This window comes from Megasphaera sp. UBA4382, from assembly GCF_002391155.1.
In the GTDB taxonomy this organism is placed as follows: Bacteria; Bacillota; Negativicutes; order Veillonellales; family Megasphaeraceae; genus Megasphaera; species Megasphaera hexanoica.
The window spans coordinates 1-14,553 of the sequence record NZ_DGRS01000056.1; the positions used below are offsets into that span (position 1 = coordinate 1).

17 protein-coding genes are annotated in these 14,553 nt (G+C 44.7%); 2 read left to right on the forward strand and 15 right to left on the reverse strand.

Annotation, left to right across the window (positions count from 1 at the left end; genetic code table 11):
• Window positions 1-489: DODA-type extradiol aromatic ring-opening family dioxygenase (locus tag B4H10_RS06505; protein ID WP_292018475.1), on the forward strand; the 489-nt coding region annotated here is incomplete at its 5' end.
• A 169-nt stretch (window positions 490-658) separates the two neighbouring features.
• Here the strand turns inward: B4H10_RS06505 and B4H10_RS06510 are convergent.
• The 12 genes from B4H10_RS06510 to B4H10_RS11555 form a co-directional block, all read right to left on the reverse strand.
• Window positions 659-1,276: a class I SAM-dependent methyltransferase gene (locus tag B4H10_RS06510; RefSeq protein WP_292018476.1), complete on the reverse strand. Its 618-nt coding sequence runs from the start codon at window positions 1,274-1,276 to the stop codon at window positions 659-661.
• Entirely contained in the window at window positions 1,266-1,745 is a 480-nt protein-coding gene (locus tag B4H10_RS06515; RefSeq protein ID WP_292018477.1) for a low molecular weight protein-tyrosine-phosphatase, read from the reverse strand. The genes B4H10_RS06510 and B4H10_RS06515 overlap by 11 nt, the downstream gene beginning before the upstream one ends.
• 300 nt (window positions 1,746-2,045) lie before the next feature.
• Complete coding sequence (locus B4H10_RS06520) at window positions 2,046-3,338, reverse strand: site-specific integrase (protein WP_292018478.1); 1,293 nt, start codon at window positions 3,336-3,338, stop codon at window positions 2,046-2,048.
• 77 nt (window positions 3,339-3,415) lie between these two features.
• Window positions 3,416-3,634: an excisionase gene (locus tag B4H10_RS06525; protein ID WP_020310332.1), complete on the reverse strand. Its 219-nt coding sequence runs from the start codon at window positions 3,632-3,634 to the stop codon at window positions 3,416-3,418.
• 54 nt (window positions 3,635-3,688) lie between these two features.
• Window positions 3,689-5,677, reverse strand: coding sequence for a DNA polymerase (locus B4H10_RS06530; protein ID WP_292018479.1), 1,989 nt, complete (start codon window positions 5,675-5,677; stop codon window positions 3,689-3,691).
• 60 nt (window positions 5,678-5,737) lie between these two features.
• Entirely contained in the window at window positions 5,738-5,926 is a 189-nt protein-coding gene (locus tag B4H10_RS06535; protein WP_292018480.1) for a hypothetical protein, read from the reverse strand.
• 15 nt (window positions 5,927-5,941) lie between these two features.
• Window positions 5,942-6,508: a DUF2815 family protein gene (locus B4H10_RS06540; RefSeq protein ID WP_292018481.1), complete on the reverse strand. Its 567-nt coding sequence runs from the start codon at window positions 6,506-6,508 to the stop codon at window positions 5,942-5,944.
• Between the two features lie 13 nt (window positions 6,509-6,521).
• Window positions 6,522-7,649, reverse strand: coding sequence for a DUF2800 domain-containing protein (locus tag B4H10_RS06545; RefSeq protein ID WP_292018482.1), 1,128 nt, complete (start codon window positions 7,647-7,649; stop codon window positions 6,522-6,524).
• Window positions 7,639-7,935: an rRNA biogenesis protein rrp5 gene (locus B4H10_RS06550; RefSeq protein ID WP_292017260.1), complete on the reverse strand. Its 297-nt coding sequence runs from the start codon at window positions 7,933-7,935 to the stop codon at window positions 7,639-7,641. The genes B4H10_RS06545 and B4H10_RS06550 overlap by 11 nt, the downstream gene beginning before the upstream one ends.
• Complete coding sequence (locus tag B4H10_RS06555) at window positions 7,932-8,117, reverse strand: hypothetical protein (protein ID WP_292017259.1); 186 nt, start codon at window positions 8,115-8,117, stop codon at window positions 7,932-7,934. Before B4H10_RS06555 ends, B4H10_RS06550 begins: the two co-directional genes overlap by 4 nt.
• An 8-nt stretch (window positions 8,118-8,125) precedes the next feature.
• Window positions 8,126-8,398 carry a hypothetical protein gene (locus tag B4H10_RS06560; RefSeq protein WP_292018483.1) on the reverse strand — a complete coding sequence of 91 codons (273 nt, stop codon included), beginning with the start codon at window positions 8,396-8,398 and terminating at the stop codon, window positions 8,126-8,128.
• A gap of 126 nt (window positions 8,399-8,524) precedes the next feature.
• Window positions 8,525-8,656 (reverse strand): DUF559 domain-containing protein, encoded by a 132-nt coding sequence (locus B4H10_RS11555; RefSeq protein WP_169013074.1) that lies wholly within the window; start codon window positions 8,654-8,656, stop codon window positions 8,525-8,527.
• Window positions 8,657-9,256: 600 nt separating this feature from the next.
• Between B4H10_RS11555 and B4H10_RS06565 the strand changes: the two genes are divergently transcribed.
• Window positions 9,257-9,787: a hypothetical protein gene (locus tag B4H10_RS06565; protein WP_169013010.1), complete on the forward strand. Its 531-nt coding sequence runs from the start codon at window positions 9,257-9,259 to the stop codon at window positions 9,785-9,787.
• 347 nt (window positions 9,788-10,134) lie between these two features.
• Here B4H10_RS06565 and B4H10_RS06570 read toward each other — a convergent pair whose 3' ends face one another.
• The 3 genes from B4H10_RS06570 to B4H10_RS06580 all read right to left on the reverse strand — a co-directional run bounded on the left by B4H10_RS06570 (window position 10,135) and on the right by B4H10_RS06580 (window position 14,497).
• Window positions 10,135-10,884 (reverse strand): hypothetical protein, encoded by a 750-nt coding sequence (locus B4H10_RS06570; protein ID WP_279002126.1) that lies wholly within the window; start codon window positions 10,882-10,884, stop codon window positions 10,135-10,137.
• A gap of 24 nt (window positions 10,885-10,908) precedes the next feature.
• Window positions 10,909-13,563: an S-layer homology domain-containing protein gene (locus B4H10_RS06575; RefSeq protein ID WP_169013012.1), complete on the reverse strand. Its 2,655-nt coding sequence runs from the start codon at window positions 13,561-13,563 to the stop codon at window positions 10,909-10,911.
• 442 nt (window positions 13,564-14,005) lie between these two features.
• Window positions 14,006-14,497, reverse strand: coding sequence for a hypothetical protein (locus B4H10_RS06580; RefSeq protein WP_279002128.1), 492 nt, complete (start codon window positions 14,495-14,497; stop codon window positions 14,006-14,008).
• Window positions 14,498-14,553: the final 56 nt, after the last annotated feature.

The following is a 14,553-nucleotide window of genomic DNA, read 5'->3' on the forward strand; positions in this document are numbered from 1 at the left end:
CTACTGGGACCCGCTGTATCCATCAATGACCAGTGGGGCATCGACCACGGTACCTGGACGATATTAATCCATATGTTCCCTGACGCTGATATTCCCGTCGTCCAGCTCTCCGTAAACCGCGACCTCACGCCGCAGGAACTATACGACCTCGGTCAGAAACTGGCGCCACTGCGCAATCAGGGATACCTGATTTTCGCCAGTGGCAACGTCGTCCACAACCTGGGACGCGTCGAATGGAACAATCCCGGCGGTACGCCTCAAGCACTGCGTTTCAATGACTACATCATCAATGCCGTACAAAATCGCAACGATGACGCAGTCATCCACTATGCTAATCATCCCGATGCTGCTTATGCCGTTCCCACACCGGATCACTTCTTGCCCCTTGTGATGACACTGGGCGCAGCACAGGGTGAAACGGCTGCCATATTTAACAATACGTGTAATCTCGGATCCATGGCCATGACCGGTTTTATTTTTGGGTTTTAATGGGATAAATCAGAAATAGTCTCCTGTCTGTCTACGGAAAAGGACAGTCAGAAGACTATTTTTGCTCCTCTTTATTCTGCTGTAATCTGCTAATAAAAAAGCAGAAAACTCCCTCATACTCCGCCTGTTCAGGCAGCTATATGAGGGAGTTTTCTATTTGCTTGCATTATCAGGCACGGTAATCCGGTTGCAGGCGCAGGACCAGAATCTGCTCCCGGTCATCGTCTTCTAGAAACAGGTCACGGCAGTCTATCCGCTCTTCGACGATAAGTCCGTTATGGTGTGTCAGGAATGCTTCTGTTTGTTCATAGGGATAATAGAAAAAGAGGCGCATCGTCCGCGGCAAACGATAATAGGAATCAAACATCTGCTTTAAAACCAGTTTCAGCGTATGCAGTCCAAAGGGATTGAAGAAAAAGAAACAATCCGCTTCTGTCGGGACCTCGTATACTGCTGCGTCTTTCAAGACGAATGTCACGCGGCACCCTGACACGGCAGTACGACTATTGGTCATAGCCTTTTCCCACAAACGACGGTCATACTCTACCCCAATGGCGTGACAACGCGTCTGATAGGCCAGAAAGAAACTGACCCGCCCTTTACCGCTTCCGTAGTCGATGAGTGTATTCTTTTTTCCCATATAACCACTATTGGCCAGACGCTCAAGGACACAATAATCCGTCGGTTCATAGGGGTGATGCTCCCCATCAGACTGACTGTCATCTCGTCCGGCCGTCTTGATACCCAGTATATGCTCCCATTCCTGCTCGTCCATCTCAATCGCCATCTTTCCTGCTATTCAAAACGTCCAGCAGACCACGGCAGCCTTCCTGGACGTCGTTCCAAGTCCGCTGGAAATCCCGCGTATACCACGGGTCGGCTACGGGACGGGGATTGGTTGTGTAATCCATGAGAAGCGAACACTTATGAAGAGGATCACCGTGAAAAATGCGCTTCATATCCCACAGGTTCTCGTCATCCATGCCGATGAAATAATCATAAACATCGTAATCACCAGCCGTCAGCAACGCCGCCCGCTTCTCACTGGGATCCATACCATGGGCCCGGAGCAGTCGTTCTACCGGCGGATAGACGGGATTGCCGTAACCGTTCCAGATTTCCTCATCCGTCGTAGCAGCTGAAGCTACATCAAACTGATCCGCCAGACCTGCCCGTTCCGCAATTTGCCGGAACACAAACTCCGCCATGGGCGACCGGCAGATATTGCCGTGACAGATGAAAAGTATCTTGATCACTTTATTTTCACTCCTTCTTGTGCCGGGTTACGCCGCTAAATGCCGTATTATAGCGGTTCTCCCGTTCCAGGCGATTTACCTCATATATTCCATAAAGTAGTATAAGTCGGCATAACTCAGCCACCATTCGTAGTAAAATCGGTAGTAAACAGGGACTACCGTACTACCGTAAAAATCTTCTGCGTAAAATGCATGGTTCCATTGTAACAGAAAATGTGCCGGGTTTCATTAAAAAACCATATAAAAGGAAAGGACCCACAGGTCTTGAAACCGTGAGTCCTTTTTCGCATATTCCTTTACCTACGCTTCATTCTTGAAAGGGATAATCTTGGGCCGAATGGCACCTACTTGTTCTAACTCTTTGCGTACATTTTCCATTTCTTTCTGCTGCCGCTGCTGGACAAGTTCCACTTCTTTCTGGGCATTATCGAATTTGATATGCGTATACACATTGAGTGTGATGGAAATATCGCTGTGTCCCATCAAATATTGCAGTGTCTTGGCGCTTATCCCTGAAAGAGCCATGTTGGTACAGTACGTATGCCTACAAACATGAGGAGTGATTGTCGGCAGTTGGTAGCGATAAATCCGGTTATATTTACTAACGGCCCGGCCAAAATAATGTTCCCAATGCATCGCTACCAAGGGATTACCGTTTTTATCATAATAGAGGAAGTTACCATGACCATCAATCATCGTTTCAACTCTAGGCGGTTTTCGACGCCGCAGGATTTCAGCAAAACACTGATATACTTCTTCTGTCATTGGCAGCATCCTAGCCCCAGCCTTTGTTTTAGTAGAGATAATATAGCGTCTCCCTGTTGTATCCCGCTGAAGCTGTTTATCTACATTGATAGTACGGTTCTCCATATTGACGTCCCCAACAGTCAATCCGCAAAATTCTGAAATTCGCATTCCCGTGTGGAAAAGTATAAATATCGCTTCATAGTATTTTTTATAATGTCGGTCGTTTTTTAAAAATTCCAAGAAGAGCCTCATATCCTTTCGGGAAACCGCTTCTCGTTTCACACTGTCATTGATGAGGATTTCTTTCATTTCAAAATTAAAAGGGTTCCTCCATAAAATTTCATCATCGACTGCCATTTGGAAAGCTGGCCGTACAACACCCCGGACGCTGTGAATGGAGCTATATCCCTTCCCTTCTGATTGCATCTTGACTAGCCACAACTTGGCATCAGACATCTTGACCTTACCGATAGGTTTTTGCGAAAAAGGGTCTTTCGCCAGTAAGTTGACAACAAAATTATAATTCGTTCTCGTGTTAGGTTTAACCCCTGTCTTAACAGCTAAATAACGCTGTACTAATTCCATAACGGTCATGGTATCATCATCACGATTAGGACAAATAGCAGAACGGATTTCCAAATCCTTCTCTAATTCCCTCAGTGATTTGCAAGGCTTCTTCCCTGCCGGTAGTGGATCTGTGGGTTCCAGTTTCCAACTGTAAAAGAACTTTGGTCTTCCATTTAACTGATATTTGAACTGATATCTTCCATCTGTCCGAACCGTTTCGCCGGGCCGTAATTTTCGTTTTTTCTTATCCCTGCGGATACTCGACTGCGTACGTGGCATAATTCCAGTCTCCTTTCTCTTATTTCCTTGTCTATACATCACTCTAGCCAGCAAATAAGTCAACTCATATCCTTCAACTAAATACTCGAAGTCTGGCAAAGAAACTTTTCAAATTCTTTCCGGATGATAAGTAAATGGCTTCCGTTATAGACTATAAAAGAAGCATCTGGGCGTTCTGCAGCAAGGGCTTTGATTTTCTTTTCACCAATATGAAAGTACACGCTGGCTTCCTTAGGAGTCAGCATGAACCGTTGAAATAGAGGAATTGCATTTTCAAATTCATTCTGATTGTTCATAAAAACACCTCCTGCTTTGTAGCCACCGCAGAAGGTGTTTTCTGACGTTTCATTTTAATCTTTTTGATAAAATTCACATTCGTATCCGTCTGCCCGGAGCAACAATCCTTCAGCCCAGGACGGTGTACGTCCCATCTGCTCGCAGATGGCATTGACGCTGACATCCCGGCTGCATTCGATGATCAGTTCATCATGGACATGGCCGACGATAGCACAGCATCGTAAGGTCTGCATGGCATAGCAGAGGATGTCCCTGCTGATGCCCTGGACGATGTTTTCCACGAACTTCGGGCCGTAGCTTTCCAGCCGTTCCCACTTCTTCGTTGCGCCGACGCCCTCATAGGTGACGGATTCCCCGCCGAAACGGTTCTCGCCTATCCGGGGCTTCACATAGGAAAGCCGCCGTCCGCTTGGGAGCTGGATGAACAGCATGCCGCTCTGGCAGAGGAAGCGGATGCAGCCGGCCCGCATGGGGATATGTTCCTTGATGGCCGTCTTCACGGCGGCATCCACCTGCCACCAGAAATCGACGATGTGCGGATTGGCTGACCGCCAAGACTGCACCAGAGGATACAGCTCATTTTCCGTAAGCCCCATCTCCAGGGCACCCATGGCTTTCAGTGCCCCGATGGAACCGCCATAGCCAAGGGCCAGTTCTGCGATTTTCCCTTTCTGCCGGAGATGCCCGTTGACGCCATGCTTTTCCACGGGAACACCGAACATGGAGCTGGCCGAAGCACAATAGATATCGCCATTTCGGGCAAAGACGTCCGAGCGCCATGTTTCTCCGGCCAGCCACGAAAGCACCCTGGCTTCAATGGCTGAAAAGTCCGCTACGGCAAACTTCAGCCCCTGCCGGGGCACAAAGGCCGTACGGATCAGCTGGGAAAGGACATCGGGGATGGAATCATACAGGAGCTCCAGGGCTTCATAATTTCCCTGGCGTACCAGCTCCCGGGCTTCCGAGAGATCCGGCAGATGATTCTGGGGCAGATTCTGCAGCTGGATGTGCCGGCCGGCAAACCGCCCGGTCCGGTTGGCCCCATAGAACTGGAACATTCCCCTGGCCCGTCCATCCTCACAGGCCGTCATCTCCATGGACTGGTATTTACGGACTGATGATTTGGCCAGCTTCTGCCGGAGCAGCAACACACTGCGAAGCGGTTCTTCTGCTGTCTTCAGCAGCTTTTGTACTTGCTTCTTGCCCAGGGAATCGGTCTTCATCCCATGCTGTTCCAGCCAGCCGATCATCTGGATGACGGAGTTCGGGTTCTCCAGGCCCGTCTTTTCCTTCAGCATAGCCATCAGGCTGTCCCGGCTGCGGGCATCGATAACGATGGCATTTTCAGCCAGCGTCCGGTCGATGGCAATGCCACGGTCATTGATTTCCTGGTCAAGATGATATTCATCCCATATCGATTCCGGGACGGGATACTTCTTCAGCCGCTCCTGGATGGCCATTTCCACTTCTACGTCTCGTTTGTTGTAAGACTTGAACAGAGCCCATTTATCCGGGGCATGATGAGGAAGATTTCTCGTCCTGCCACCATTTGTTTTGGTTTCCTTGCATGGTACACAAAAGTAACGAATCAGTTCCTTGCCTTCCTTCATCTTCTGATTATCCAGATTCAGCACAGTGCCCACGCCTTCCAGTGAAAGGGGCAGACCCATGTAGGCCGACCAGATCATGGAGCATTTCCATCCCACCGGATTGAGGAACCTTGCACAGTCCTGGGAAAGCGGATGATGGTCATGGAACGGGTCCAGACTTATCCCCAAATCACTCAGATATCGCGACAGGCAGATTCGTTCGAAACTGGCATTGAAGGCCCACTTGGTGACGTCTTCATTGGTTAAGGCATCCAGAATATCTTCAGGGATATTTTCTCCCCGGGCCAGGTCAACGACCTGCACCTCGCCGCCATCTATGGCATATCCGAAGATGAGAATTTCAAAGGCCGGCGATTCAGCATATTTGTACACGCCGCATTTGGCCAGGTTGACATCGCTGAACGTTTCAATATCTATACTCATGCTTTTCATACGCTTCACCTCAAGAAAAGCGGCGAGACACAAGGCCCCGCCACCACCATTTACCAATACTTATTTCCGAAAAGATTCCATCTGTTTGCGGTGATATTCCGCTTCCCGTTCTTCCCGGTGCCGTGCTATTTCTTCATCACGCTGATCCTTCTTGAGGGCTGTATAAATTAAAGCCACAAAAAAACCGCTTGCAGCCAGTGCCACCAGGCAATACATCATCTCTAAAATCATTTGCATCGTAGTTTCCATTGAAATTCTCCTTCCTTATGCCAGGAAATCGTCATCGTCAGCTGTCGCGAAGTCATCTTCTGCACGGGGTTTACCGCCCAGAGGTTCACCGTCATGGATTTTCTGCAGGTTGTTCAGGCCACAAGCAATGCCCTTGTTGCCGTTGCTGTTGAAGGCATAGAAGCTGATGGACGCACGGCCATAGACGCCAGAATAGACTTCGGAGCGTTCCAGGATATGCTGGCAGTCGGCATTGACGATGCCCGGCTTGGTCGCCGAGTTGGCATTGACGAAGAAGCTGTCTCTATAGGCGTCATCGCCCGGGCGTTCCAGGTCGCCGTCACGGAGCGGCGTCTTGATGGCTTCGAAAGCCGGTACAGCGCGGCCATTGCCCTTGAGCTTGCTTTCGCCTTCTTCGTAGGCAGCCTTGATGGCGGCGCGGATCTTTTCTACGGTCTTCGTATCCGACTTGGGGATGATCAGGCTGACGCTGTACTTCGGCGTACCGCCATTGATGGACTTCGGTTCCCAGACGTTGGCATAAGACCATCTGGTATTGACCCCGGTAATCACTTTGCACGGATTGACATAATTCTTGGACATAGCAAGTTCCTCCTTATTTTTCATCATTGAAATCATCTGTCGCGGTGTGCATGGCCGGACGCTTATCCGATTCCGGCACCAGGACCGGCTTGCCCTGCGGCTTTTCCACTAAATCTGACAGCAGTTCTTTGAACCGTTTCTTGCCGAGTTGTTTCGTCATCGCCGTGATGCCGAGCAGCTTCTTTTCATATGGGTCGAAGCCTGCTTCTTCCACTTTGGCGGCGACTGCTTCTTCGCTTACGTAGCGGCGGTTCGACCGGCCTTCGACCAGTTTCCATCCGTCCCACTGCTTGCCGGACAGGGCCTGCTGCAAAGCGTATTCCTTGACATCCCCGGCCCAGTTCACCAGTTCGTCGGCCTTAGAAAGGACAGCTTCGATTTCTTCATCCTGCAGCGTGGACGGGACGGCGAAATCATACCGGGCCAATTCCAGGTTGTATTCGGTCCGCTTGCGGCAGGTCGCCTTAATCTTGCAGAAACGGCAATGGTCGCCGGCCTTGTACTCCCCTTCGCCTTTGGCCGCCAGTTCCGCTGCAGGCTTCAGCACCGTTTCGGCCCACTGGAGCAGTTCTACCTTGCTCATGGTGCAGGTGCTGACGTTGTCCCGGCGGGGCTGGAAGATAGTCATGGACACCTGGCGGATATCATAGATGCCATCAAACAGGTTCAGCGCACCGAGGGCATAGCACATCATCTGCGGATTCTTCTCGGCATCTACCAGAACTCCCAAGCCATGCTTGTAATCGATGACTGTCAGAGTATCGTCAGCTACGATGAGGCAGTCGCCTGTTCCAAATCCGCCTGGCACCCACTTGGAAAAGTCCAGCCGCTGTTCGATCATGATCAGCGGATCCTTGCAGGATACTTTGGCCGCTGCCAGACATTCCATGACGAATTGCGCGTATTCATCGGTGCATTCCGCCATCTCCTCATCAAAGTACGTGAGGGATTTCGTCGGGTCTTCCAGCTTCTGGCCCAGGGCTGTCTTCACCTTGAATTCGCAAAGCGTATGGGCATCCGTTCCCTGTCGGGCGAATTCACTGGAGGTATCCGGCAGCTTGGCACATTCCTTCGCAGACGGCGGGCAGGCCAGCCAGCGATAACTGGAGGAAGCGGAAAGGACCGCGTGTTTAGTCGGCATGGCCCATCGCCTCCAGTTCTTCCATCAGGGCCGGATATTTGGCCGCATCCACACCAGAAAGCTTATCAGCACCGAACTTCTGGATGAGCTGTCGTACTTCGTCCGTGTGTCCCTGGCGTGCCTTATCGGCAGCCACTCTGCGGACATCTTCCAAAGTCAGTTTCTTTTGGTCTTCGGCGGCAGATGCTTCTTCCTTTTTCTCTATCAGGGCATCGGCCATACGGAGAAGTGCCTTCCCGCAGTCGGCCAATCCTGCCGCCAGTTTCTGCATTTCGTCGTTTGTCATGGTAAAGCTCCTTTCCCGATTGATTCATGGATTGTCAGTTCTTTTACCGAATCACCCGGCACAATAATCGTGATTTTTTCTTTCCGTCCCAACAGGAACCGTAGAAGGCGTTCTCTGATAGAGACACAGCTAATAACCGCAATGCTTTTGTCATCAGCCTGAGATGCAACACCAATACTCATTCTTTGCGTCATCCTGGTTCACACTCCTTCCCGAGGTTTGTTTTGTTTATTTCCTCTACTTTATAGCCTTGAGAAAGATACTTATCTGACGGCTTACAAAAAAAATCGGTACAGGATTTTTTATTAATCCTATACCGATTGATGCCGTCTTTTTCGCCACCAGGCTGTGCCGCCGGCAGAACGATTTCACCGTGTTGATGGAAATCTGGAGCTGTGCCGCTATCCTGCCATACCCCACCCCGGCGCAGGGCAATGATCTGCTGTTTCTGTTCGTTCGTCATGATGGACACCTCCTGAAATTTTGGTCTTCAGGAGTAATAGGCCAGAACAGCTATCGTTAAGTACTATGAAGGCAAAAAAATACGGATGCCCATGATGAGCATCCGCTGATTGCAAATAATATTCAGTTATTTTCCGCGGTATTCGCAAACCAAGTCCACGCATCTCTGCAAATCTTTCTTGATGTCACTCTCCCAGAAGCGCAGGACGAGCCAGCCCATATCGGTCAGTTCGTCATTGACTTCCTTATCTCGCTCGATATTCCGTTTTAGCTTTTTACAGTATCCCTCATTGGCTCATAAATTCCTTCTGTTTTTTGCATAATATTGATAATATTTAACGTTATCTATGGTATGTAGTAGTAATTGGGCATATGCTTAATCATTCTACTAATCTCCAAGGAGTTCGCATCGCACTAATATAACTAATAAACAAAAAAATCTTCAAAACACTATCCTGATGCACGCCACCACTCAAACATCGTTTGCTAATAAAACTCATTAATGCGGTCATATAAAATAATAAATTATGACCTATTTCATTTCGCATGAGAATTACATAGTTAAACACCGGTTCAATTATTGTTGAATTCTCAGCCATCGGTAATACTTATATTATAAGACCTAGATAACTTCGCTTTAATCAGTTGATTGATAGCATTTGAGGCACTCGACGAAAATCCAGGTCATGGAATATTACCCTAATATTCACATGTGAGCTGTGCTATAATTTAACTATAAATTTTGTCATATTTTGATTAATATGATTTACTAGCAGAAAAATAGATTACCAGGCTCCATATAATTTTAATGTTTATATTTATCGGGATTTCTATCTTTTGATAATTAGGAGAAATTAAGATGATTATGTTTATAAGTGATTTTTTATTTATGTTATATATTTTCACTTTTTTCATGACAGCAATTGTCCTTTATAAATGTATCAGGACAAAGAAAACGAAAATAAAAAATATAGCAATTATACTAATAGGAGTTGTATATTTAATATTCTATTCTTATGACTCCATACTAGTAGAAACAATTCAATGCAATCGTATAGCAGTATCAGATGCAGAAGGATTATCAGAAAAAGAAATTGTCAATAAAATATTAATTCACGAATTTGACCATTATAAATCCGAAAGATTGTTCAATAAAAATAAAATTTTTGATTATACAATTAATAGAATTGACGGACCAATAAAAATCAAGGACAATGATGGAATGGATAAGAATTATTATGATATATCATATTCAGTGAAAACCATAGATCCAGCATGGATTGCCGGTAATGGAAAAAATGAAGGCTTATGGGTAAATAACAAATCTGGATTTTTCGTTTTAATAAAAAATAATAATCAATATATTTTAAGGCATGTTGGGGGCTTATAATTATATACATGCACAAATTATTAGAAGACAGGATTAAAACAACAGAATCCCGATGAATAAAAAGGTTATAAACACATTCTGCGGTTTTAAATTCAAGATTTGCTTTCTTGATTTTCTATTAATTTATCATTATCTTATTTTTATTTCACTTTCGTATAATATGTCAAGGCCGGAATATTTTCGTCCGCACCTCCTTTAGGTCAATTATAGCCCGGCCTTAACATAATACAATAAATTACTGTTTTTTTCGTCCCAGAAATGCAATAATACTTCCATCTTTAGCAGCTTTATTTTAACAAAAAAGCTGGAGATTATACATTATATGCAATCTCCAGCTTTTATTTATGTTATTGATATGCTTCTGTCGGCAGCTCTACACTTTCCATATAATCCAGGCTTATATACGAACCTTTTTCATCTGATTCCCAAGTGCCATAAACAAAGCAACGCTGGCCTAGCGGACAATATGCACCATTCATCTTGACATTGACGGCATTGCCTTTCGTATCCCAAAAAAGCATGACTTGTCTATCAACCACAGTCTGAATTGCCCGACCTTTAAAAGCGACCTTCGTCCCTCTATCCAAGTTTGTAAACTCACTTATATCATTCATTTTATACTCTTCTAACTGAGCATTTGAAAGTTTCTTAACATTATTTTTATAGACTATTGGATCATCACTCACGGGATTCTCATGGTCAAATGCCTTATCTCTGATTTGTTCAAGTTCAAGCCCACCTTTTTGGGGATTTTTTGTTTTCTGTAGTGCTTCAAAATATTCCACAAAAGGATCTGGATCTTTGTAATCCATATGTCGCATTTTTAAAAATGGTCCTTTTTCATCCTGCATCATTTTACCAGTAACGCTAAACGATGTCCGGTTCAGCATCCTACCACTATACTTGCCTAAATCAACGCGAGTAATATTTCCGTTTTCATCCCGCATTTTATATATATTCCCAATTTCAAACTCACAGATCTCCCCGATAAATGTCGTTTCCTGGTCTTTTTCTTGCGCAGAAAGATTAGCAGCAAAGACGTTTCCTGTAATAGCAAGGCCCAGTAAGGCAACTGCCAACAATTTATTCGCACTCATAATTTCCCTCCTTTTGCTCATCCTTTAACATCCCTTGCCCGGAATCGTACGCACACGTTGAATATCCGGCGACCCATCTTTATGTTTAGTCAATGTATCGACACGAATACGGTCTAGTTCAGGTGCAAATTCTTTTAATGCTCTTTCCTTTAATTTTACACCGCGTAACATAGCTCTATAGAGAACTCCCGCCATTTCATATCTGGTCATTGCACGATGTCCGTCAAAATAACCATCCGGATATCCTTCGATAACGCCATTGCCTGCCAAAGTAGAAACATAATCATAAGCCCAATGGTTTTCTGGGACATCAGGGAAAAGTTGAATTTTGGACAAATCCAAGACATTGCCACTAACAGCATCTGCTACAAAAGAACGAAGATCATTCAATTCTTTTCGCAATTCAATTATTTCCTTTGCTGCTGCCACTCTGTTCACTGACACATGATTTTTTTGTCCAAATTTCCATGAAATGCTGGCCCCTATCATATCGTGCCCATCTCCAACTACTCCGCCAATAGAGAACATTGTATCTTCATTCGGACGATAAAAAGCACCTACTGCGACAGCGTTCTCGTTTCCATAATGCCCATAGCCAGTTGCAAAATCCCATTTTTCATCTGGATCAAAATCTAAGGGGTGTAACATAGCTAACGCAGCTGCTCCAGCACCTACTTTGTTAATTCTATTATCTAAACTATCCATTCGATTATTAATGTTTTGAATAGCCGTCGAATTCAGCCCAACCTGCTGCTTAACTGCGTATAATTCCGAACCGTTTACTGCATCCGTACTTCCCGGTCCTATACGTCCAGCAGCAACATTCGTGATAGTGCGTTCTTTTCCAACATCACCCACACTTACCGTGCCAACAGGAGAAGTACCGGAAATATTGCTATAGGTAGTACCTGTGCCAGGGATTTCTACAACAGATGTCCCGACTACTTCATTGGTTCGAGCGCCATTACCTAAGGCAACAGAATCCCTGATAGTTGCATGAGCATCATTACCAACAGCAATACCATTTTCTGCTGTCACCGTTGCCTGATTCCCTGCGGCAAAGCCACCTTTGCCCGATACCTGATTGCTGTTCCCTATTGCATAACTTCTTTCCGCCACTACAGTATTACCATCGCCAAAAGCTCCACCCAGATTTCCACCGATCTTATTGCTGTGGCCTACGGCAAATCCTGTCACATTCCCTGCATTGACCGCATCACGTTGAATCGTTGTAGCTCCGGGCTGACGTTCCTGTCCAATACTATTACCGCTGCCATATGCCAGCGAATCCATACCAGAAGCCACATTCTGCATACCAAAAGCAGAGCTGTTCTGTCCCATAGTAATATTTCCATATCCTACACTCGTACTATAATCGCCCGTTGCCTGGTTAGCTCCGATTGTTTGATAGTTTCGTTCGCGCTCTGTATTATCATTATCTGTTTCATCCACAGTATAAGTAGAATACCCAGCCCCCATTGCCGTGCTATAGCGGCCCGTTGCCCTATTAGAATCACCAACGGCTACTGCATGCCAGCCGGAAGCATACGTACTGGCACCTACAGCTGTCGTATATTCCTGCGTAGCCGTAGCCCGGTTTCCTATGGCTACCGCAGACTGACCAGCAACGGGATTAGAATCTGTTTCTGTTTTAAGTCCTGCAATGGCTTTATTGCCGATGGCTACTGAATTATAGGCATTGGCATGGCTATTATTGCCATAAGCCGTAGAATTACGCCGGTCTGCTACTGCCTGCCGGCCTACCGCCGTTGCGTCTTTGCCATTTGCCTGACTGTTATACCCAATGGCAATCGCTTGTTCGGCTACCAACCGCTGCGGGTCATCTGCTGCTTGTGAATTATAAGAAACCGTGGCATTTTCCCCAATCGCAATCGACCGAGTTGTATTGGCTCCGGCATTTACACCGGATGCGATGGACGCATACCCGTAGGCATGTGAACCTTGTCCCGTGGCAATACTGCCATTCCCCATCGCTTTGGCACCATCACCAACAGCAACAGCCGAAATGCCATCATTGTAATCGGCACTGTCGGTTGTATCTCCAGTCTGGCTGTCTGCCCCGATAGCAATGCCACGATATCCCTGTGACTGACTGTCATCTCCGATAGCCACACTGCTGGAAGATTTGGTAGTGGCATGATTGCCGATGGCAACGTTATTCGTTATATTCCCCGCTAGATTCAAAGCAACAGGAGTGCTATCGGGAATAACATTTAATTGTGCATCCAGTAGATATCCCTGAAGATTTCCCTGAGGATCATACCATGTTTTATAGTATTTATCCCCCTGTTTTACATATTGAAAATAGTCATACGTCGTCCCGGTTGGAGATTCCCTGATAACATTCATAGTTCCTATAATGTTTTTATCGTTCAGAGAACCTGCCTTCGAAAAATTCCCTATCGCTACATTTCCGTCGTTTTGTGCATTATCCTCTAGATATTCAGAACTATTCTGCCACTCTACGGTTCCATCTTGATGAACATGTACGGTACTGTAATGACTCGTTATTGTCCCTCCGTCCGCTTGATATCCAATGGGAGTTAAAGGTTGCGTATAGGCAAAGGCGTTCTGCATTCCGCCAATCCCCATTGCAACAGATCCTATACAAGCTATTCTAATTGCCACAATCAGTTTCTTTGACATATCTTTTTTCATCGCTAAGCCTCTTTTCTTAATAACATTTTGTCCAGTTTCTCTTTACTTACTCTTAATATTAGCATAAACGTCCCCCCCCCACAAGACATTTATGCTAATAAAAAAGTAATATTTTAGAGTTATTTATCAAAATATATTTAAAATATTGTATTTTAAGAATATAACATTTTATATAATAAAGTAAATAGCACTATAGCACTATATTCAAGAAGAATTTGTAATTATATTAGCAGGACCATTGGAAAGCTACACAGAACCATATTGCTAGAATATGTAGATTGCAAATATAAAACACTTCTTATTTACGTGGAATATATTGAATATTATTATCATTACTCTGCATGCTGTTACTAAGTATAAAATATAATGTGACAACGCAATCAATTTATCAACGCTATTATAAATTAATAAAAAAGCTAAAAGGAAAATACGATTAATTATATTAAGGCAGCATAAAATTATATACAGTCCCAATATAATCATCATGAGACGGTTTTGTTGATTGTATATAATCTATTATCTTCCAGAATCCACCATCATTTAATACACTAACTCTACCTATGCTAACATATTTAACCAATTCGTCTTGATCATCATACAAAATAAAATCAACATATATAATTTTGTCATCTATTAAATCTTTCGCTTGATTAATTACATATATTTTTTGATTCCATTTCTGATTGGGTTCATAAAAAGATTTAGTTTTAATAGATAAATTATTATAAATCTCCTCACTCATATATTTAGAAACCGATTCATAATTTTCATTTTTAGAAACTGCTTTATTTAAAATATCCTCGCAATGTACATATTCTACATAAGAGGGCTTATGTAGTTTTTCATATAATCTTATAGAACCTAAAATATTATTACTTTGATGAATCAACAACAGTAATATAAATATACTAATTATCAAAAAAATTTTTTTCATATTTCCTCCTACTAAAAACTTTATAAAAATCCTTCTCTTTATAGTTAGAACGTTAA